The organism is Ruegeria sp. AF5 (assembly GCF_056541905.1).
The window spans coordinates 132,522-152,112 of record NZ_JBQFYZ010000008.1; the positions used below are offsets into that span (position 1 = coordinate 132,522).

Sequence of the window (19,591 nt, forward strand, 5' to 3'; positions counted from 1 at the left end):
CTGGATATGCTAGGAAAATCACAAAAAGCCGCGCATCTGGCCGAAGAAATCACCGATTATACAGCCGTTCAGGGGCGTTCGCTCTGGCAGGATGCACGTATGCGCTTTGTACGAAACAAAGCGGCAATGGCCAGTGTGTTCATTCTGCTGCTTATCGTGTTGTTCACGATCATAGGCCCGTATTTTGCCGTCTGGAGCAATGAAGAGATCGACTGGAATGTCATGGGCGATGTCCGGGGCATGGGAATGCCGTCGATGGAAACGGGTCACTATTTCGGTGTCGACGATCTGGGGCGCGATTTGTACAGCCGCGTCATTCAGGCAACCACGACGTCCTTGCTTGTTGGGTTGATCGGGGCGGCGACCGCTCTGATCGTTGGAACGTGTTATGGCATTACTGCCGGGTACTTTGGCGGGCGGACGGATGGCGCGATGATGCGTTTCGTCGACATCCTTCTGGCTATCCCGACAACTCTGATCATCATCCTTCTGCTGGTTGTTGCCGGGCGATCCTTCTTCACGCTTTTCATCGCATTGGGTGCGGTTGGTTGGCTGACCATGTCACGTATCGTGCGCGGGCAGACGCTTGCCCTGAAGAACCGTGAATTCATCGAGGCCGCCCGAGCGGCGGGCGTCAGTGAATTTACGATCATGTATCGCCATATCCTGCCCAATCTGTTGGGTGTCGTGATCGTCTATGCCTCGCTTCTGGTGCCCGAGATGATCCTGACCGAAAGCTTCATCTCATTCCTGGGTCTGGGGATTTCCGAACCCTACACGTCACTGGGAAGACTGATAGCAGAAGGGGCGGGAACCATGGGCTATGGAACGCTGTGGCAATTGATGTTCCCGCTGACATTCTATGTCGCCATCATCATCACGATGTTCTTCATCGGCGATGGTCTGCGTGACGCTTTGGACCCGAAGGACCGCTGATATGAGTCTGTTTTCCGTAAAGAACCTGAGCGTCCGGTTTGACACCCCCGATGGTGTCGTTGAGGCGGTCAAGGATATCAGTTTTGATATTAATCCGGGCGAATGCCTTGGTATCGTCGGTGAAAGTGGATCTGGCAAAAGCCAGACCTTCATGGCGGCAATGGGTTTGCTGCCCCCTGCCGGACATGCCAGCGGGTCAGCCAAGCTGAACGGTCAGGAGATTTTGAACCTGCCGGTGAACAAGCTGAACCAGATCCGCGGCGACGATGTGGGCATGATCTTTCAGGATCCTCTGACTGCATTAACGCCACATCTGAAGATTGGGCAACAGATGCGTGAAGTGCTGCAGGTCCACGAGGGCCTGAAGGGGTCAGCCGCGCGCGCGCGCTGTCTGGAGTGGTTGGACAGGGTGCGAATTCCCGAAGCGGGCCGCCGTCTGGACCAGTTCCCGCACGAATTATCCGGTGGAATGCGACAGCGTGTGATGATTGCGATGTCGATGCTGTGCAGTCCCAAACTGCTTATTGCGGACGAGCCGACGACGGCGCTGGATGTTACTGTTCAGGCAGACATCCTTGATCTGATGGTTCATCTGCAAAAGGATGAAGGCACCGCAATTGCACTGATCACGCATGACATGGGCGTCGTTGCGCGCATGTGCGACCGGGTTCAGGTCATGCGGATGGGCGAATTCGTCGAAGACGGTGAAACGCGCGGGCTGTTCCGAAATCCGCAACATGAATACACGCGGGCCCTGCTGGAGGCGATGCCCCGGATTGATGCCGGCGACGCGCCGCGCGCTTTGGAAAAGGCCGAAGAACCCCTTCTCAAGGTCGATGACGTCAAGGTTCATTTCCCCATTCATGTCTCTGGCGGGTTGTTCGGGCGCAAGGTTCCGCTGAAAGCTGTCGACGGTGTCAGTTTTGATATTCGCAAGGGCGAAACTCTGGGTGTCGTGGGCGAATCCGGTTGCGGAAAATCGACACTGGCGCGCGCGGTCTTGCAACTGATCGAACCCAGCGCGGGGGGCGTCAGCTGGTTGGGCCATCCGATCGTCGGATTGAAGCGGTCCGAGCTGAACAAATACCGCAAGGACCTGCAGATCGTGTTCCAAGACCCTTTGGCCAGTCTTGATCCGCGCATGACCATTTCAGCGTCGATTGCTGAACCGCTGAAAACCTACCGCCCCGATCTGACGGACCGGGAACGCAAACAGATGGTCGCTGCGATGATGGAGCGGGTCGGGCTGCAGGCCAACATGATCAACCGTTACCCGCACGAGCTGTCCGGAGGTCAGAACCAGCGCGTCGGCATTGCGCGGGCGATGATCAACAAGCCCAGGCTGATTATCTGCGACGAGGCGGTTTCAGCGCTGGACGTTTCCATTCAGTCGCAGATTGTCGCGCTGCTAAAGGAACTTCAGCAGGAATTTGGCCTGTCGATGATTTTCATCAGCCATGACTTGTCGGTTGTGCGTGCGGTATCGAACCGGATCATGGTTCTGTATCTCGGGCGAATTGTGGAAATGGGTGACGGTGAGGTGATCTGCTCGGAACCGATCCACCCTTATACTCAATCGCTGATTTCGGCCGTGCCGATACCGGACCCGGATGTGGAGCGGACGCGGCAGCGCCTCAAACTGCCGGGTGAGCTGCCATCGCCGCTGGATCCCAAAGCCGCGTTGCGTTTCTTGCCCAGTCGGCTGGTCAACGGTCACAGTGATTATGTTCCAAAGCTGCAGGAGGTCGCACCAGACCATTTTGTAGCGGAACATGACACACTGGATTCCATCATGGCCAATGGCTGATCGAAAGGTCTGTTGCAGGTTTTCGTGGCTTGATGAATGCCCCGAAAACCTGCGCAGGGTCTGTTCGAAGAAACCGCAGCCTATGGCGGGGCTTAACGTTCTGGAATGAAAGACAATCCTGATACAAGCTGTCGCAGGCCAAGGGCCGCTCCGGCAAAGATCGCCGCAAAGGTTATGGGCGCACTATAGGCCAGCAGAGAAAAAGCGGAGATGCCTTGTCCGACACTGCATCCAACCGCAATTATTGCTCCGGGCCCCATTATCGCCGCCCCCAGCATCTGCCGCTTAAGCTCACGTGGATCTTCGCAGGCTTCCCAGCGGAAATGACCTTTTGACCATGACCCGAGGAAAGCACCAATCAGAACCCCTGAAACCGAACCGACCGCAAACGAGAGCGTGTTGCCTGAGGCGGTCATGAGATAGAACACGGTATCACCCAAAGGCGCGGCAAACGTGTGTGTTTGCAAGGTCTCACCTTCAAACCCGTGTGTGGCCACCCAATTGGTGCCAAGCCAGCCTGAAACGACTGCCAATCCGACCGCCGCACCCCATAAAACCTGCGCAGGTGATTTGCGAAACCGATCATTTGTCAGGGCAAATACTACTATGGCAGAGCCGACAAGCGTTCCTGTAACCCATGCCGGTGTCGACGTCAGCCGTTCGGCAAGGAAGCTGACGCTTTGAGGATTACCGAGATCCATGGCTTCGGGGAAAAGCCAGATCCTGACGTAGGCCAGAGGGCCGGACATGACCACATATGCGGAAAGGCCCACGATCAGGACAATGACGAATGACCGAAGGTCGCCGCCGCCAAGGCGTGCAAGCGCGCCATAGCCGCAGTTTCCGCTGATGGCCATGCCATATCCGAACATCAATCCGCCAATGACCGATCCGATCGGATTCCATGTCTGCGCAATATAGGTCGTGCTGAGCGGATCAATCCACCCTAACGCCATGCCCAAATGGCTGCCGACAATCGCAACACCTATCGCAACGGCCCACATACGCAGGCGCCGGTCGTCATTTGCATAAAGATAATCTTCAATCGCACCCAAGGTGCAGAACCGCCCAATGCGCGCGGCAAGACCAAGTACAATGCCGCCAACCAGACCGATCAGCGCAACTGTATTGGCGTCTCCCAGAAGTTCGAACATGGCCAGTCTCCTCCCAAAGCTGGCGGTGTTTCTCGCGGGCTTCTATTTGTCCCGACAGAAAAGATTGTAGACGACTTCCAGAATCTGAGTCGACCGGTCGTCCGCCAATCTGTAGTAGATCGTTTTGCCTTCGCGTCGTGTCTTGACCAGCCCTTCAAAGCGCAAGCGGGACAATTGCTGGGAAACGGCAGCCTGTCTGGCCGACAACATTTCCTCCATCTGCGTGACGGATTTTTCCCCTGATGACAAATAGCACAGAATCATCAGCCGCCCCTCATGGCTGATCGCCTTGAGGAAATTGGACGCCGTCTGGGCGTTATCCATCATCCTATCCAAGTCCTCGTTGCACATGTCCTTGGTGAACACGGGCAGTTTCGACGGTTTGTCCAACACGATCATCTCGCTTTCGTGGCTTCACGTATTCAAAACAGTATATGTAAATCCCGAGGATTTAACCAGAGCTCTCGATCTTAACTCCGGCGTCACGTAGTAAAACACCCAATAGCCCCCAGAAAAAGTCTTCGCCAGGATAACCCTCGATCCGGCCGATTTCGTGACCGTCCTCCAGCAATACAAAGGTCGGCGTATAAAAAAGCGGCCGGTCCAGAGTAATCCCTTCGGGCGTGGTTGCGTGGATGTCCGTTCGTTGCAGTGGGGCAGCTTTTCCTTCCGTTGTCAGCGGGTAGATCTCGGAAATTTCGGCGTCCCAGCGGGCGCACCACATACACCCGTCTTCTTCGGCCATCAGCAACACCATTTCGGCCCGCAACGTAGCAGGCCAGATCAGCAATGTGATGACGAGCAATGTATGTATTACGTGACGCATCAAAAGCTCCGATTGACCTGGGTGGTACACCTTTATTATTTTGAATGTGTGAATAGTAACCTGTCTGGACGGATTTGACCATGCTCGACATCACGTTTGCAGGGGCTCTGATCGCGGGGCTTTTGTCGTTCCTGTCCCCCTGCATTCTGCCCATTGTCCCGTTCTACCTCAGCTATCTTGCAGGCGTCGGGATGGAGCAGATTTTGGCCGGTTCGACGATCACCCCGGATGTTCGCCGTCGGGCGACCCTGTCAGCGATTGCTTTTGCTGCAGGGATCATCACGGTCTTCATGGCGCTTGGGGCCACGGCGTCGATCTTTGGTCAGCTGGTTCGCGCGTATTTCGACATTCTGCGATGGATCGCTGCGCTCATCATCATCGCGATGGGCCTGCATTTTCTGGGTCTTTTCCGCATCGGGTTCCTGTATCGACAGTTTCGTGCAGATATCGGCGAGACGACAAATGTAAGCGTGATCGGGGCATATGTTCTGGGGCTGGCTTTTGCCTTTGGCTGGACGCCTTGCGTCGGGCCGGTTCTGGCGGCGATCCTGTTCACGGCGGCCGGAACCGAGACCGCCTGGCGTGGCGCCGTGCTTTTGTTCGTCTATGGGGTTGGCATGACAGCGCCGTTTGTTCTGGCAGCCTTTCTGGTTCGGCCCTTCATGCAATGGATGGCACGTTTCCGGAAACATCTGGGAATGATTGAAAAGGCGATGGGTGTCTTACTGATTCTTTTTGGCATCCTGATCGCGACCAATTCCATAAATCTAATCGCACAATGGATGCTGGATCACATGCCTTGGCTGGCGGCCATTGGCTAATTCGGGAGAACACCATGAAACGGATAGTATTGTTCTTGATTGCAGGGCTGTTTGCTGGGGCGGTTTCCGAGGCTGAACTGGGGGATGACGGTCTGCATAAAACGCCGTGGATGCGGGACACGTTCAAAGACCTTCGTGAAGACCTTGAAGAGGCGACGGGGGAAGGCAAGCGGCTGGTTCTGTTCATTGAACAACAGGGCTGCATCTACTGCAAAAAGATGCATGAAGAGGTTTTCCCCCAACCCGACCTGTCTGCGTATATCGAGGAAAACTTCTTTGTCGTTCAGCTGGACTTACACGGAAGTACGATGGCCATCGATTTTGACGGAGAAGAAGCCGAGCAAAGATCACTGATGCGCAAATGGGGGATTCTGTTCACCCCTACTTTGGTTTTCCTGCCGGAGGACGTATCAGAGGATGCCACAGCAATCGAGGCGGCCGTTGCGGTCATGCCCGGGGCGTTCTCCAAGGGAACGACCCTCGATCTTTTTACCTGGGTCAATGAAGAACGGTACGAGCTTGATAATGGGGAAGATTTTCAACGGTATCATGCGCGCCGCATTCAAGAACGAAACAATGTTTCGCAAGATTGACGCGGTGCAGTATAAATAAAAAAATTCATTAAGATGAATTTAATGTTGCGATGAACCCTGCCCGTCGACTACGGTACACAGAGGCTTTGGGTCGCAAAGCGCCATCGGCGCGGTAGCAAATGGGAGGGATCATGAAGCTGAGACACTTGACTTTGGCTTGTATCATAACAGGCAGTGCCGCCATCGCGGCAGAAACAGGACCAAAAGAGGTACAGTTCGACGATTATGGCGCGGTGGAGGCTTCATTGACCGGCGTCGCTGGCGATGCGGCAAACGGTGCGGTCATCGTGGGCGAGAAATCCAAGGGCAACTGTGTGGCCTGTCATCAGGTCACGGCTTTGGCGGATATTCCGTTCCATGGCGAAGTCGGTCCGCTGCTGGATGGGGCCGGGGACCGGTGGTCCGAGGCGGAGCTTCGAGGACTGGTCGCAAATGCCAAGATGACGTTTGACGGAACGGTCATGCCGGCTTTCTACAAGGATGACGGCTATATCCGCCCGGGCGACGCCTATACGGGCAAAGCCCCGTCAGGGCCTTTGACGTCAATCCTGACTGCACAGGAAATCGAGGACGTCGTCGCGTTCCTCGCAACCCTAAAAGAACAATAATCACGCTTTCAGGCGTGAATTCGTGAGGATCCAAAGGAGATTGAAAATGGAATTTTCTCGTCGCGAGACTCTGGCTCTTGGTCTGGGCGCTGCGGTCCTGACCCTGATGCCGTTCCGCGCAAATGCGGCTGCAGAAGACGCGATAGCCGCGTTTACGGGCGGTGCAGACATGGCTGACGGCGGTGTGACACTGACGGCGCCGGAAATTGCCGAGAACGGAAATACCGTTCCGATCGAAGTCAGCGCGCCGGGTGCGGCTGCAATCCTGATCGTAGCGGCCGGAAACCCCGAGCCCGGCGTTGCCACGTTCAACTTTGGCCCGCTGGCTGCTGCACAGGCGGCTTCGACCCGCATTCGTCTTGCAGGAACGCAAGATGTCATTGCTGTGGCCAAAATGGTTGATGGCAGCTTTGCCAAGGCCTCGGCAACCGTAAAAGTGACAATTGGCGGCTGCGGCGGCTGATCGCCACGCGCCCTGAAGAACAGGAGAACAACCAATGGCATCCGGTGTGAAACCCCGCGTCAAGGTTCCAAAAACAGCCGCTGCTGGCGAAGCAATCACGATCAAAACACTGATCAGCCACAATATGGAAAGTGGCCAGCGTAAGGATAAGGAAGGCAACATCATTCCGCGCTCGATCATCAATCGGTTCACCTGCGAGTTTAACGGAGAGCTGGTGATAGACGTGACGATGGAGCCGGCGATTTCGACAAACCCGTACTTTCAGTTCGATGCAACTGTGCCTGAAGCCGGGGAATTCGTTTTCACGTGGTATGACGATGACGGGTCCGTTTACGACACAAAAAAACCGATCGAGATCGCCTGACGGCTCGACCGTAACGGCAGATCAGCGCCGGTGCTTAAAACCTGCGCTGATCACCCAAGGGAGGAACGCAATGAATAAAAAAGCACTCACGGCGATCGCAGCAGTTCTGGCTTTCCCGGTTTCAGTGACAGCTGGACCTGACGAAGACAAGCTGGTGATCAACGAAGAACTGGAAATGGTTTCGGTGACCGAGGCCCCGGCCCATGTCGAGAACTTCGATACGATCTATTCGGGGTGGCATTTCAGAACCGATGAAACGCAGGCGTTGCAGATCGACGATTTCGACAACCCGGCTATGATTTTTGTCGACCAGGCCGCTGATCTTTATGAGGCTGTCGATGGCGCGGCTGGCAAAAGTTGCTCTTCGTGCCACGATGATGTGGAAAGCTTCAAAGGGCTGCAGGCGTCCATGCCGAAGGTCGATGCGGATACCGGCAAGCTGGTTGTAATGGAAGATCTGATCAACAAGTGCCGTACGGAACGCATGGAAGCAGATGCGTGGAAATGGTCTGGTGCCGATATGCAGGGCATGGTCGCGCTGATTGCCTTTCAGTCACGAGGGCTGCCCATGAATGTCGCAATTGATGGCGATGCTGCCCCATATTGGGAGCAGGGCAAGGAAATGTACTACACCCGATATGGTCAGCTGGAGCTGAGCTGCGCCAACTGTCATGAAGACAACTGGGGCAACATGATCCGAGCCGACCATCTGAGCCAGGGGATGGTTAACGGTTTCCCGACTTATCGTCTGAAACAGGCCAAGCTGATCTCGCGCCACAACCGTTTCCGCGGCTGTATTCGTGATACACGCGCTGAAACCTTTGCCGAAGGTTCCGACGAATTCCGGGCACTGGAGCTTTATGTAGCATCGCGCGGCAACGGGCTTTCGGTCGAAACGCCGGCCGTGCGTCAGTAACAACGAACCCGCGCCGGGATTTCCGGGCGCGGGATTTTCATTTCTGCCACATTCACACATTTATATGTGAAATAGGAAAGCCAACAGATGATATCGCGACGTGATTTTCTACAGGTCTCCATGGCGGCCTCAGCGCTGTACGGGGCATCCGGTTTCGGGAACTGGGCAAGGCTGGCGGCCCAGCAAAGCCTGACCCAGGACCAGTTGCTGGAATTTGAGACCTTTGGAAATATCAGCCTGATTCATATCACGGATATCCACGCGCAGCTCAAACCGATTTACTTCCGCGAGCCCGAGGTCAACCTGGGCATCGGAGACGCGCGCGGGCAAATGCCGCATGTGACGGGGGCCGCATTTCGCAAGGCTTACGGGATCGAAGATGGCAGCCCGTCCGCCTATGCACTGACCTACAATGACTTTGCTTCATTGGCGAAGACCTATGGCCGCGTCGGAGGGCTTGACCGGGTTTCGACCGTTATCAACGCCATCCGTGCCGACCGGCCAGATGCGCTGTTGCTGGATGGGGGCGATACCTGGCATGGCTCGTATACCTGCTATCAGACGGCGGGTCAGGACATGGTCAACGTGATGAATGCACTCAAGCCCGATGCGATGACATTCCATTGGGAGTTCACGTTGGGCAGCGAGCGGGTCAACGAGATCGTTGAAGGTTTGCCTTTTGCGGCGCTGGGTCAGAATATTTTTGACGCGGAATGGGATGAACCTGCGGAGCTTTTCAAGCCCTACAAGTTCTTCGAACGCGGCGGGGCCAAGGTTGCCGTTATCGGGCAGGCTTTCCCGTATATGCCAATTGCCAACCCCAGTTGGATGTTCCCGGAATACTCGTTCGGGATCCGGGATGAGAACATGCAGGCCATGGTGGACGAGGTGCGCGACGCAGGTGCCGATGTTGTCGTCGTCCTCAGCCATAACGGCTTTGACGTGGACAAAAAGATGGCGAGCCGCGTTCAGGGGATTGATGTAATCCTGAGCGGTCACACCCATGACGCTTTGCCTGAACCGGTTCTAGTCGAAAAGACGCATATCATCGCGTCTGGCTCGAACGGCAAATTCGTCAGCCGCGTTGACCTGGATGTGCGGGATGGCCAGATGATGGGGCTGAAGCACAAGCTGATCCCGATCTTTTCAGACGTCATCGCGCCTGATCCGGCAATCACGGCCCTGATCAACGAACAGCGCACACCATATGATGCGGCACTAGGCGAAGTGATCGGCAAGACGGACTCGCTGCTGTATCGGCGCGGAAACTTCAATGGCACGTGGGACGATCTGATCTGCGATGCACTGATCAGCGAGCGCGAGGCGGATATTGCCATGTCGCCGGGTGTGCGCTGGGGTCCTTCGATCCTGCCCGGTCAGGAGATCACGCGTGAGGATATCTGGAATGTCACTTCGATGTCCTATCCGAATGCGTATCGTACGGAAATGACGGGTGAATTCATTCACGTGATCCTCGAGGATGTTGGCGACAACCTGTTCAACCCCGATCCCTATTACCAGCAGGGTGGCGACATGGTGCGTGTCGGCGGCCTTGGATACCGTATCGATGTCACCAAACCGCAAGGGCAGCGGATCAGCGACATGACCCTGCTCAAGACAGGTGAGGCGATTGATCCGGCGAAATCCTATGTTGTGGCCGGTTGGGCCAGCGTCAACGAGGGCACCGAAGGCCCGCCCATCTGGGATGTCGTAGAAAACCACATTCGCAGTCAGGGCACCGTAACCGTCGAGCCGAATACCTCGGTCGAGGTGATCGGAGCCTGACAGCGCGAACCGAATGTCAAACATTGAATACAAGATTTGCTGATCGAAAGACGGAGGCAAACAAAATGAGCGAGAACCCAAGGGCAAAAGCCCCATCGCGTCGCCAGTTTCTAAGCGGTGCCGCCGCGGTTGGCGTAGGTGCGGTCGGCGCCTCAGCGGCGCGCGCCGCAGGCCCTGACCCGCTGATCACTCAGGTTCAGGAATGGGCACAGGCAACGGGCGAAGGCGTGGATGCAACCCCCTACGGCATGCCAATCCAATTCGAGAGTGATGTCGTGCGGCGCAACGTCGAGTGGTTGACCGCAGACACGATCAGTTCGATCAATTTCACGCCGATCCACGCGCTGGACGGCACGATCACCCCGCAGGGATGCGCGTTCGAGCGGCACCATTCGGGTGCCATCGAGCTGAGCAAGGCGGACTACCGTCTGATGATCAACGGTCTGGTCGAAACTCCGCTGATCTTCACATATGAAGATCTGGAACGTTTCCCGCGCGAAAACCGCATCTATTTTTGCGAATGCGCTGCCAATACCGGTATGGAATGGGCCGGTGCGCAGCTCAACGGCGCGCAGTTCACGCACGGAATGATCCACAACATGGAATATTCCGGTGTTCCGCTGCGCACCCTGCTGGAAGAGGCGGGGGTAAAGACTGAAGGCAAATGGGTTTACGTCGAAGGCGCGGATGCATCCTCGAATGGTCGCTCGATCCCACTGGAAAAGGCGATGGACGACGTACTTGTTGCGTTCAAAGCCAATGGCGAGGCTTTGCGCAAAGAACACGGATATCCCGTTCGTCTTGTCGTTCCCGGCTGGGAAGGCAACATGTGGGTCAAGTGGCTGCGCCGGGTCGAGGTCACCGAGATGGCTATCGAAAGCCGCGAAGAGACATCCAAGTATACGGATACTCTCGAAGACGGAACATCACGCAAGTGGACATGGGTCATGGACGCCAAATCGGTCGTCACATCGCCCAGCCCGCAAGCGCCGATCACGCATGGGCCGGGGCCGTTGGTGATCACCGGGTTGGCCTGGTCCGGGCGGGGCTCGATTACCGGCGTCGACGTGTCGGTGGATGGTGGCAAGAACTGGGTTCCGGCACGTCTGGCGGCCCCCGGGACAGACAAGGCGCTGACCCGGTTTTATCTGGACTATAACTGGGACGGTTCAGAGATGCTGTTACAGGCCCGCGCGAAGGATTCGACCGGTTACGTCCAACCCAGCAAAGCTCAACTGCGGGACGTGCGGGGCGAGAACTCGATCTACCACAACAATTGTATCCAGACCTGGTGGATCAAGGAAAACGGAGAGGCGGAAAATGTCGAAGTATCGTAAGCTATTGGCCGCCTCGGCCCTTGGGTTGAGCGTGGCGGTTCCAGCCCATGCAGACAAGCTAGGACTTGGGCGCCCTGCGTTGCCCGAAGAAATCGCGGCGTGGGACCACGACATTGCACCTGACGGAACCGGATTGCCCGAAGGTTCTGGCGACGTGTTCACCGGCGAAGAGGTCTTTGCCGAACGGTGCGCGATCTGTCATGGCGATTTTGCTGAAGGTGTGGACAACTGGCCGAAACTGGCGGGCGGCGAGGGCACGCTTGCAGATAAAGACCCGCTGAAAACAGTGGGCTCTTACTGGCCGCACCTTTCGACGGTATGGGATTATGTGAACCGTTCGATGCCGTTTGGAGACGCACAAACGCTGGAGCCTGACGAAGTTTACGCGATTGTCGCTTATATACTGTATTCCAACGACATCGTTGATGATGAGTTCACGCTGTCGCACGAAAATTTCCTTGAAGTGGAAATGCCGAATGCCGGGGGTTTCATCGTGGATGACCGCGAAGCGGCCGAGGCGCATTTCTGGACGGATGAGCCATGCATGACGGATTGCAAAGAAGGCGTGGAAATCACCAAGCGCGCCGCCGTTCTGGATGTAACGCCTGACGAAGCCGGGGCTGACAGTCCGGACCAGGCGGCTGTTTCCGAAGAAGCATCCGTCGAAGTCGATGAACCTGCTGAGGACATAGCGGCACTTGATCCTGAGATGATCGAAAATGGCGAAAAAGTTTTCAAGAAGTGCAAGTCCTGCCATCAGGTCGGGGACGGGGCCAAGCATCGCACCGGTCCGGCACTGAACGGTGTCGCCGGTGCCAATGCGGCTGGTGCCGAAGGCTTTAAGTACTCTCAGGCGATGAAAGCTGCTGCCGAGGATGGGTTGGTTTGGACAGATGAAGAAATGGCTGCATTTCTGGCCAAACCCAAAGCCTATATGAAGGGGACACGTATGTCCTTTGCCGGCCTCAAGAAACAGGATGATATCGACGCTGTCATTGTTTACCTTAAGTCGTTCGGAAGCTGATCATGTGGCGGCGGTGGGCAACAGGTGTCATGTTTGCTGCGAGTATCCTGGCAACCGCTGCCGCCGCGACTGAGGACCTTGGCGATGCAGCAGCTGGCAAACTTGTGTTTGCCCAATGCGAAGGATGTCATCAGGTCGGCGCGGGCGCTGAAAACAGGATCGGTCCGCACCTGAATGGTATTTTTGGCCGCCGGGCTGCCGGGCTTGAGGAGTTCACCTATTCCAAAAGCCTGATCCGTGCGGGTACCTCGGGTCTGGAATGGCATGCCGACACATTGTCGGCTTACATTGAAAACCCCCGCGCATTCGCATCCGGCACCAGAATGAGCTTTCGCGGGCTCGAGAACCCGGAAGACCGGGCCAATGTAATTGCCTATTTGCGTGTGTTTTCCGACAACCCGCAAGACATCCCCGAAGCCGACCCAACGGCAAAGGGAACGGACCATTCCGTCAACCCCGAAATCCTCGCGATTCAGGGCGATCCCGAATATGGCGAATACCTGAGCAGCGAATGCACGACGTGCCACCAGATAGAGGGTGGCGATGAAGGGATTCCTTCGATCGTTTACTGGCCCGACCAGGATTTTGTTGTCGCCATGCACGCCTACAAGGACAAGCAGCGGCCCCATCCCGTCATGCAGATGATCGCGGGCCGCCTGAGCAGTGATGAGATCGCGGCATTGGCCGCTTACTTCAACAACCCACAGTGACAATGCCTAAGGGGAGGAAACGCGATGACACTCGACAGACGGACATTTCTGGGAACCGCAGGGGTACTTGCTGCCGGGCTGTCGGCCCCGATGGTGCTGGCGCAGGGCAAGCCCCGTGTCGTGGTGATCGGGGGCGGGGCAGGCGGCGCAACCGCGGCGCGCTATATCGCCAAAGACAGCAAGGGTGAGATTGATGTCATTCTGATCGAGCCGTCCAAAACATATTACACCTGTTTTTTCTCGAACCTGTATCTGGGCGGGTTTCAAGAGCTTTCGGACATTGCGCACAGCTATGGCACGCTTGCCGCAAAATACGGTATCAACGTGGTTCACGATTGGGCCGTGGGTGTCGACCGCGACGCCAAAACTGTCTCATTGGCGGGTGGCGGATCTATTCCTTATGACAAATTGATCCTGAGCCCGGGTATCGACTTTGTCGATGGCGCGGTCGAGGGGTGGGATGTAACTGCACAGAACAAGATGCCGCATGCGTATAAGGCGGGCTCTCAAACCGAGCTGTTGAAGGCGCAGGTTATGGCGATGCCCGAGGGTGGAACCTTTGCGATGGTCGCACCTCCGAACCCGTACCGTTGCCCGCCCGGACCTTATGAGCGGGTTTCGATGGTTGCGCATGTGCTGAAGGCGAACAATCCGACAGCGAAAATCATCATTGCTGATCCGAAGGCCAAATTCTCCAAGATGTCTTTGTTCCAGGAAGGTTGGGCCGACCATTACGAAGGCATGATCGACTGGATCGGAGAGGATTTTGGCGGCGGCAATGTATCGGTCAATCCGGATGCCATGACGGTGACCATCGACGGTGAAGAAACCAAGGTCGACGTCTGCAACGTGATCCCGGCCATGAAAGCCGGGCGCATTGCGGAAATGGCCGGTGTAACCGATGGCACCTGGGCACCGGTGAACGCGGTGGACATGTCATCGAAAGCTGACCCTGACATCTATGTTCTTGGTGATGCCAGCCAGCAAGGCGACATGCCGAAATCCGGTTTTTCGGCCAACAGCCAGGCGAAAGTCTGTGCCAATGCGGTTCGTGGCGCATTGACCGGATCAAAGATCTTCCCGGCCAAGTTTTCGAACACGTGCTGGTCTCTCATTGATACGGATGACGGGGTCAAGGTCGGTGCGACTTATGAGGCGACGTCTGAAAAAATTGCCAAGGTGGACGGCTTTATTAGCCAGACCGGCGAGGATTCCGACCTGAGAAAAGCAACCTACCAAGAGTCGCTGGGTTGGTATGCCGGCATCACATCGGACATGTTCGGCTAAGAAACGCCAAGGCTTTGACCGGTGTCAAAGCCTTGGCGGTGAAATCTGAAGAAATGTGGTTCAGGAGGAGGAACATCATCATGAAACACTTTATCGCATCAGCCGCACTTTCAGTTGCATTGGCAAACCCGGTTATTGCTGAGGAGGTCATTGCCGTTCCCTTTGATGGGAGCTTTGATGATGCAACCTTTGCCGTTGAATCAGCAATTGTTGGGCAGGGGCTGGTTATCGATTATGTGAGCCATGTTGGTGAGATGCTGAACCGGACGGGGGCGGATGTCGGCAGTGACAAGCAAATCTTCACAGCCGCTGAGATATTTATCTTTTGTTCCGCAAAGCTCTCGCGCGAGATGATGGAGGCCGACCCGATGAATATCGGCTATTGCCCCTACGGGATCTTCGTGGCCGAGGACGAAGGCGGTGTCAAAGTGGGCTACCGAAGCTATCCTGACGGACCGATGGAGAAAGTCGAAGCCCTGTTGGCCGGTATCGTAGAAGAAGCCGTTGGAAACTGACATGGACTACCAACAGTATTTTCGTGACCAGTTGAGGCAATTGCAGGACGAAGGAAATTACCGGGTCTTCGCCGAGCTTGAGCGTCATTGCGGAGCATTTCCAACTGCACACAACCACGCAGAAAACGGACCTGAGAAAGTCACAGTCTGGTGCTCGAACGATTATCTGGGAATGGGTCAGCATCCAAAGGTTCTGGCAGCCATGCACCGGGCGATTGATAGCTGCGGCGCAGGGGCTGGCGGGACCCGGAATATTTCGGGGACCACGCATGAACATGTTCTGCTTGAGCGCGAGCTTGCAGATCTGCATGGCAAGGAAGCAGCGCTGCTATTCACGTCCGGGTATGTTTCAAATTGGGCTGCTTTGGGAACTCTGGCCTCTCGAATTCCCGGTATCACGGTTCTGTCCGACGAATTGAACCACGCATCGATGATCGAGGGTATCCGCCACAGTCGTTGCGCAAAGCGGGTCTGGAAGCATAACGATTTGAAGGACCTTGAACGACATCTCATGGACCTGCCGTCCAACGCGCCAAAACTGATCGCGTTTGAAAGTGTTTATTCGATGGATGGCGATATAGCACCAATCGCCGAAATCTGCGATCTGGCGGATCGGTACGGCGCGATGACCTATCTGGACGAGGTTCATGCAGTAGGGCTGTATGGGCCGCGTGGTGGTGGCATCGCCGAACGCGAAGGGGTGATGGATCGCCTGACGGTCATCGAAGGCACGTTGGGCAAAGCGTTCGGCGTGGTTGGTGGATACATCGCGGCGTCAAAGGAACTTGTCGACTTTGTCCGTTCTTTTGCCAGCGGATTTATCTTTACCACCGCATTGCCCCCGGCCGTCGCCGCTGGTGCCGCAGCATCCGTACGGCACCTCAAACAAAGCAATGAGGAGAGGTTTCTGCATCAGCAACGCGTATTCGAGGTTCGAGGCCGGCTGGACGCTTTGGGCATTCCGCACACGCCCAACCCAAGCCACATAATCCCGGTCATGGTCGGCGATCCGGTTAAGTGCCGCTTTATCTCGGATGTCTTGATGCGCGACTACGGGATTTATATCCAGCCGATAAACTATCCCACTGTCCCAAAAGGCACCGAACGTCTTCGGATTACGCCTTCACCTGTACATTCGTCAGAAGATGTAACCCTGTTGGTCGAGGCATTGGGTGCGTTGTGGACACAGTGCCAGCTTGCGCGCAAACCGATGGCCGCACAGTGAGAACTTGACGGAAGGCAAAGACGGACACGTAAAGAGGTGAGAGTTTTTGTCTATGGAACGCCTCATCGATCTGCTGGGAGATTCGGGCACATTGGCTGTCGCCGGTTTGCTTGTTGGCATCCTGTTCGGAGTTACCGCTCAGAAATCTCATTTCTGCTTGCGGGCATCCACTGTTGAAGTCGCCGAGGGCGAACTTGGGCCCCGTCTGGCCGTCTGGCTGATCGCATTCACGTCGGCGTTGATGCTGGTACAGGGGTTCGTCTCGATTGAATGGCTGGATTTGTCCGGGGCGCGTTCAATTGCGTCAACAGGCAGCCTGAGTGGGGCGGTGATCGGCGGTCTGATGTTTGGCGCCGGAATGATTTTGGCGCGCGGATGCGCGTCGCGCCTGTTGGTGCTGGCCTCATGCGGCAATCTGCGGGCAATGGTGACAGGGTTGGTTCTGACGTTGGTCGCGCAAGCGGCTTACACGGGTGTGCTCAGCCCCGCGCGCGAGGCGCTGTCCGGTATTTGGACGATCACAGGTGGCAATGCGCGCGACCTTTCGGCACTACTTGGGTTTTCACCCATAGCGTACACAGTCTTTGCCGCAGGGACCTTTGTTCTGGCCGTCGTGTTTGCAGTGCGCCAGCAGGTGACAGTGACAAAGATTGTCACGGCCGCCGGAGTTGGTGTCGCCGTGGCGCTTGGCTGGTTGATGACATTTGCGATTGCACAAGCCTCCTTCGAAGTCGTGCCGGTGTCTTCGGTCACGTTCACCGGCCCGGCAACGGATACATTGATGGCGCTGGTGGCCGAGCGGAACATTGCGCTGTCCTTTGGCATTGGTCTGGTTCCGGGCGTTGCAATTGGCGCCGCTGTTTCTGCAGTTCTTTCCGGCGAATGGAAAATCGAACAGTTCGGCCCGGATACTCCGATGGAGCGTTACCTTGTCGGGGCTGTCTTGATGGGATTTGGTGCGATGTTGGCAGGTGGCTGCGCCGTTGGTGCCGGATTGTCCGGGGGATCGGCCTTGTCGCTGACTGCGTGGCTTGCCGTCTTCTCGATGTGGGTTGGGGCCGTCGCCACCCATCGGATGATGATGCGAATGCCCGTTCTTCGGCGGTCCTGACTTATTCGAATTCCATCTGTTCGTAGACCCGACCCGCGTTTTTCGTGGCCAATTCTTCGAACGTGTCCAAATGGGCATAAGGGCTTTGGTCGACGTAATAGGCCTCGGCCAGATCCCCGCCTGCATCCATATGTTCCTGGATCATTGCGCGCAGGTAGACAAGATAGTCGCGTGTATACCGGCGCACCTGATCCATGTTCGTAGGATGACCGTGCCCGGGGATCACATATGTGGCTTCCAGTGCCTCGAACTCATTGTCCCAGGTCTCAAGCCAATCTGCGGTGTAGGTGTCCTGAAAGATCGGCAGCATACGTTCGTGAAATGCCATGTCACCGGCGATGACAAGGCTTTGATTGGGCAACCAGATCGAAATGTCGCCGGGGCTGTGCGCAGGTCCAAGATGTTTGGCCTCCATGCGAAAATCGCCGAGTTCGACAACGTATTCATCGTCAAACGTTTCTGTCGGACCGGCCAAAAACGTTCCTTTTGCCTTGTCCTTGTTATATGCCTGCATCCCTTCAAGGATTTGTGGCCCATATTCTTCGAATTCAGCCGCAGCATCTGAATGAGCGACGATGGGCACCCCAAGTTCCGACCAGTAGGCATTCCCCAGCATAGCGTGCCCCTGACCGTTTTCGTTGAAGACAAGCTTCACGGGCTGATCCGTGAGCGCTTGAATCTCCTTATGAAGCGCTTCGGCAAGCACATAGGCCGCGCCACCGTTGATGACGACAACACCCTCTCCGGTCACGATGAAGCTGAGGTTATTGTTGTGGCCCGAATTCTCATAAGTCGGGGGTGCGGTTGCACCGATGGCGGAAAAGACGCCGGGAATAAATTCGACAGGTTTCGAGTAAAGAACGCTCTGCGGGTACTGGTCTGCAATATCCTCACTGGCCCAGGTTTGCGTGGCCAGGGTACAGGCAATCAACAAAGCGCGCATCATGCAGGCTCTCCAATAAATCGATAGGTCGAACCGGCCTTTTCGACACGGCCAATTCCGCCATTTGGCAAATGGAATCCAATAATCTTCATTTGGGTATGAGAAATCTGATCCAGCAGCGATTTCCTGGTATTTGCCGCGGCGTCAGGGTCCTGATCCGTACCGCTCAGCCAGTCTGGACGCTCGAACGCGACGTGTGGATTGCCGAGCGCATCGCCCACGACCATCACCGCGTCACTGCCTTTGCGAATTTCGAAGGCCATGTGTCCGGGCGTGTGCCCGAAACTAGCGCGTGCTGCGATACCGGGAAGGATTTCCTGCCCGTCATCAAAGAACGCAACCATGTCTTCGATGGCTTCCATGCGCCGCTTTGCGCCCACCGCGAATGCCGTGCGGTCGGCTCCTATCGTGTCAACGGTTGCAGGGTTCCACCAATAGTCCCATTCCTTGCGGCCAAGATGATATCTGGCATTGGGAAAGAGGGGATCTCCGAAGTCGTCCAGCACACCCCAGATGTGATCCGGATGAGCATGGGTGAAGATCACCTGCGTGACCTCATCCGGAGACAACCCGACGGCGTCCAGAGTTTCCGGAAGTTTGCCAGCGGTTTGCATGAAGTCTGGCCCGGCCCCGACGTCGAACAGTATGGTATTCTGGTCATCGCGGTAGAGCACGATGTTGCACTCGGGCTCGTAACTGGTCAGATCTGCCTGATAGCGGTTCAGAAGTTCTGTCAGCTCTGCCTCGGGCATTGCCCCAAAGACCATTTCGGGCGGCAATGACAGATACCCATCTGCCAAAGTTGATATCCTTGCCGATTGGCCAAGTGTCATTTCCGCAACCGCAAAGCTGGGTCGCAGGCAGAGCGCCGCCAGACATGCGCCTTGGGACAGGAAGTTCCGCCGGGAGAAATTTGGGTCTCTGCTCATACAAAATCAATAAGATGAATGTTTATATTTGTAAATGATGAATGGCACGGGCGGCACATTCTCTCTGGGGCTTTTCACCACTTGCGTTGGAACGTTCGCAGCAAGGTGTCGCATATCTGGCCCTTCCCAAAGTACCTTTGACACGTCTTGGCGAAACAGGTTCAGTAAGGACTATCTGGAGCGGCGGTGAAAACCTGAGCATCGCGGCGCAGGACGTCTTGTTGCAGGTGCAGGGCA

At 56.1% G+C, this 19,591-nt stretch carries 21 protein-coding genes; 16 read left to right on the forward strand and 5 right to left on the reverse strand.

All coding sequences use genetic code 11. The features are described 5' to 3' along the window. Positions 1–6: 6 nt before the first annotated feature. Positions 7–936, forward strand: coding sequence for an ABC transporter permease subunit (locus tag ACR0DS_RS13255; protein ID WP_209507494.1), 930 nt, complete (start codon positions 7–9; stop codon positions 934–936). A gap of 1 nt (position 937) precedes the next feature. Next, positions 938–2,743 (forward strand): ABC transporter ATP-binding protein, encoded by a 1,806-nt coding sequence (locus ACR0DS_RS13260; RefSeq protein ID WP_480483449.1) that lies wholly within the window; start codon positions 938–940, stop codon positions 2,741–2,743. A 92-nt stretch (positions 2,744–2,835) separates the two neighbouring features. Here ACR0DS_RS13260 and ACR0DS_RS13265 read toward each other — a convergent pair whose 3' ends face one another. From ACR0DS_RS13265 to ACR0DS_RS13275, 3 genes are read right to left on the reverse strand one after another with little or no spacing between them, the layout of a single operon-like run. After that, entirely contained in the window at positions 2,836–3,897 is a 1,062-nt protein-coding gene (locus ACR0DS_RS13265; protein ID WP_480488020.1) for a YeeE/YedE family protein, read from the reverse strand. A 42-nt stretch (positions 3,898–3,939) separates the two neighbouring features. Beyond that, positions 3,940–4,296, reverse strand: a complete 357-nt coding sequence (locus tag ACR0DS_RS13270; RefSeq protein ID WP_480483447.1) for a metalloregulator ArsR/SmtB family transcription factor — start codon at positions 4,294–4,296, stop codon at positions 3,940–3,942. 52 nt (positions 4,297–4,348) lie between these two features. Beyond that, on the reverse strand, positions 4,349–4,723 hold the full coding sequence (locus tag ACR0DS_RS13275) for a hypothetical protein (protein WP_480488022.1): 375 nt from the start codon (positions 4,721–4,723) through the stop codon (positions 4,349–4,351). Between the two features lie 80 nt (positions 4,724–4,803). Between ACR0DS_RS13275 and ACR0DS_RS13280 the strand changes: the two genes are divergently transcribed. The 14 genes from ACR0DS_RS13280 (at position 4,804) to ACR0DS_RS13345 (ending at position 17,482) form a co-directional block, all read left to right on the forward strand. Continuing rightward, a complete protein-coding gene (locus ACR0DS_RS13280) occupies positions 4,804–5,544 on the forward strand; it encodes a cytochrome c biogenesis CcdA family protein (RefSeq protein WP_480559052.1) in 741 nt (246 codons plus the stop codon). A gap of 14 nt (positions 5,545–5,558) precedes the next feature. After that, entirely contained in the window at positions 5,559–6,137 is a 579-nt protein-coding gene (locus ACR0DS_RS13285) for a thioredoxin family protein (RefSeq protein ID WP_480559054.1), read from the forward strand. A gap of 131 nt (positions 6,138–6,268) precedes the next feature. Continuing rightward, the gene (gene soxX, locus ACR0DS_RS13290) at positions 6,269–6,745 is read left to right on the forward strand and encodes a sulfur oxidation c-type cytochrome SoxX (RefSeq protein ID WP_267366181.1); all 477 of its coding nucleotides are present in this window, start codon (positions 6,269–6,271) and stop codon (positions 6,743–6,745) included. 46 nt (positions 6,746–6,791) lie between these two features. Further along, on the forward strand, positions 6,792–7,208 hold the full coding sequence (soxY, locus tag ACR0DS_RS13295) for a thiosulfate oxidation carrier protein SoxY (RefSeq protein WP_480559056.1): 417 nt from the start codon (positions 6,792–6,794) through the stop codon (positions 7,206–7,208). Between the two features lie 34 nt (positions 7,209–7,242). Beyond that, a complete protein-coding gene (gene soxZ / locus ACR0DS_RS13300) occupies positions 7,243–7,572 on the forward strand; it encodes a thiosulfate oxidation carrier complex protein SoxZ (protein ID WP_480483443.1) in 330 nt (109 codons plus the stop codon). Positions 7,573–7,642: 70 nt separating this feature from the next. Then, positions 7,643–8,488, forward strand: coding sequence for a sulfur oxidation c-type cytochrome SoxA (gene soxA / locus ACR0DS_RS13305; RefSeq protein WP_480483441.1), 846 nt, complete (start codon positions 7,643–7,645; stop codon positions 8,486–8,488). Positions 8,489–8,575: 87 nt separating this feature from the next. Continuing rightward, a complete protein-coding gene (gene soxB / locus ACR0DS_RS13310; protein WP_480483439.1) occupies positions 8,576–10,273 on the forward strand; it encodes a thiosulfohydrolase SoxB in 1,698 nt (565 codons plus the stop codon). Positions 10,274–10,338: 65 nt separating this feature from the next. Next, positions 10,339–11,610: a sulfite dehydrogenase gene (soxC, locus tag ACR0DS_RS13315; protein ID WP_480483437.1), complete on the forward strand. Its 1,272-nt coding sequence runs from the start codon at positions 10,339–10,341 to the stop codon at positions 11,608–11,610. Further along, on the forward strand, positions 11,594–12,634 hold the full coding sequence (locus ACR0DS_RS13320) for a c-type cytochrome (protein ID WP_480483435.1): 1,041 nt from the start codon (positions 11,594–11,596) through the stop codon (positions 12,632–12,634). Before soxC ends, ACR0DS_RS13320 begins: the two co-directional genes overlap by 17 nt. A gap of 29 nt (positions 12,635–12,663) precedes the next feature. Further along, on the forward strand, positions 12,664–13,344 hold the full coding sequence (locus tag ACR0DS_RS13325) for a c-type cytochrome (RefSeq protein WP_480559058.1): 681 nt from the start codon (positions 12,664–12,666) through the stop codon (positions 13,342–13,344). A 24-nt stretch (positions 13,345–13,368) separates the two neighbouring features. Further along, on the forward strand, positions 13,369–14,631 hold the full coding sequence (locus ACR0DS_RS13330; RefSeq protein ID WP_480483431.1) for an FCSD flavin-binding domain-containing protein: 1,263 nt from the start codon (positions 13,369–13,371) through the stop codon (positions 14,629–14,631). 80 nt (positions 14,632–14,711) lie between these two features. Then, a complete protein-coding gene (locus tag ACR0DS_RS13335; RefSeq protein WP_480483429.1) occupies positions 14,712–15,146 on the forward strand; it encodes a DUF302 domain-containing protein in 435 nt (144 codons plus the stop codon). Position 15,147: 1 nt separating this feature from the next. Next, entirely contained in the window at positions 15,148–16,371 is a 1,224-nt protein-coding gene (gene hemA / locus ACR0DS_RS13340; protein WP_480483427.1) for a 5-aminolevulinate synthase, read from the forward strand. A gap of 52 nt (positions 16,372–16,423) precedes the next feature. Continuing rightward, entirely contained in the window at positions 16,424–17,482 is a 1,059-nt protein-coding gene (locus tag ACR0DS_RS13345) for a YeeE/YedE family protein (RefSeq protein ID WP_480483425.1), read from the forward strand. A 1-nt stretch (position 17,483) separates the two neighbouring features. Here the strand turns inward: ACR0DS_RS13345 and ACR0DS_RS13350 are convergent, their stop codons facing one another. Both ACR0DS_RS13350 and ACR0DS_RS13355 read right to left on the reverse strand, forming a co-directional pair. Next, positions 17,484–18,428, reverse strand: coding sequence for an MBL fold metallo-hydrolase (locus tag ACR0DS_RS13350; RefSeq protein WP_480483423.1), 945 nt, complete (start codon positions 18,426–18,428; stop codon positions 17,484–17,486). Then, positions 18,425–19,354: an MBL fold metallo-hydrolase gene (locus ACR0DS_RS13355; protein WP_480559060.1), complete on the reverse strand. Its 930-nt coding sequence runs from the start codon at positions 19,352–19,354 to the stop codon at positions 18,425–18,427. Before ACR0DS_RS13355 ends, ACR0DS_RS13350 begins: the two co-directional genes overlap by 4 nt. Positions 19,355–19,591 lie beyond the last annotated feature (237 nt).

Excerpts from the sequence above, each read along its gene's own strand:
- ACR0DS_RS13255 (WP_209507494.1), top strand. The coding sequence starts at position 7 with ATGCTAGGAAAATCACAAAAAGCCGCGCATCTGGCCGAAGAAATCACC.
- ACR0DS_RS13260 (WP_480483449.1), top strand. The coding sequence starts at position 938 with ATGAGTCTGTTTTCCGTAAAGAACCTGAGCGTCCGGTTTGACACCCCC.
- ACR0DS_RS13265 (WP_480488020.1), bottom strand. The coding sequence starts at position 3,897 with ATGTTCGAACTTCTGGGAGACGCCAATACAGTTGCGCTGATCGGTCTG.
- ACR0DS_RS13270 (WP_480483447.1), bottom strand. The coding sequence starts at position 4,296 with ATGATCGTGTTGGACAAACCGTCGAAACTGCCCGTGTTCACCAAGGAC.
- ACR0DS_RS13275 (WP_480488022.1), bottom strand. The coding sequence starts at position 4,723 with ATGCGTCACGTAATACATACATTGCTCGTCATCACATTGCTGATCTGG.
- ACR0DS_RS13280 (WP_480559052.1), top strand. The coding sequence starts at position 4,804 with ATGCTCGACATCACGTTTGCAGGGGCTCTGATCGCGGGGCTTTTGTCG.
- ACR0DS_RS13285 (WP_480559054.1), top strand. The coding sequence starts at position 5,559 with ATGAAACGGATAGTATTGTTCTTGATTGCAGGGCTGTTTGCTGGGGCG.
- soxX (WP_267366181.1), top strand. The coding sequence starts at position 6,269 with ATGAAGCTGAGACACTTGACTTTGGCTTGTATCATAACAGGCAGTGCC.
- soxY (WP_480559056.1), top strand. The coding sequence starts at position 6,792 with ATGGAATTTTCTCGTCGCGAGACTCTGGCTCTTGGTCTGGGCGCTGCG.
- soxZ (WP_480483443.1), top strand. The coding sequence starts at position 7,243 with ATGGCATCCGGTGTGAAACCCCGCGTCAAGGTTCCAAAAACAGCCGCT.
- soxA (WP_480483441.1), top strand. The coding sequence starts at position 7,643 with ATGAATAAAAAAGCACTCACGGCGATCGCAGCAGTTCTGGCTTTCCCG.
- soxB (WP_480483439.1), top strand. The coding sequence starts at position 8,576 with ATGATATCGCGACGTGATTTTCTACAGGTCTCCATGGCGGCCTCAGCG.
- soxC (WP_480483437.1), top strand. The coding sequence starts at position 10,339 with ATGAGCGAGAACCCAAGGGCAAAAGCCCCATCGCGTCGCCAGTTTCTA.
- ACR0DS_RS13320 (WP_480483435.1), top strand. The coding sequence starts at position 11,594 with ATGTCGAAGTATCGTAAGCTATTGGCCGCCTCGGCCCTTGGGTTGAGC.
- ACR0DS_RS13325 (WP_480559058.1), top strand. The coding sequence starts at position 12,664 with ATGTTTGCTGCGAGTATCCTGGCAACCGCTGCCGCCGCGACTGAGGAC.
- ACR0DS_RS13330 (WP_480483431.1), top strand. The coding sequence starts at position 13,369 with ATGACACTCGACAGACGGACATTTCTGGGAACCGCAGGGGTACTTGCT.
- ACR0DS_RS13335 (WP_480483429.1), top strand. The coding sequence starts at position 14,712 with ATGAAACACTTTATCGCATCAGCCGCACTTTCAGTTGCATTGGCAAAC.
- hemA (WP_480483427.1), top strand. The coding sequence starts at position 15,148 with ATGGACTACCAACAGTATTTTCGTGACCAGTTGAGGCAATTGCAGGAC.
- ACR0DS_RS13345 (WP_480483425.1), top strand. The coding sequence starts at position 16,424 with ATGGAACGCCTCATCGATCTGCTGGGAGATTCGGGCACATTGGCTGTC.
- ACR0DS_RS13350 (WP_480483423.1), bottom strand. The coding sequence starts at position 18,428 with ATGATGCGCGCTTTGTTGATTGCCTGTACCCTGGCCACGCAAACCTGG.
- ACR0DS_RS13355 (WP_480559060.1), bottom strand. The coding sequence starts at position 19,354 with ATGAGCAGAGACCCAAATTTCTCCCGGCGGAACTTCCTGTCCCAAGGC.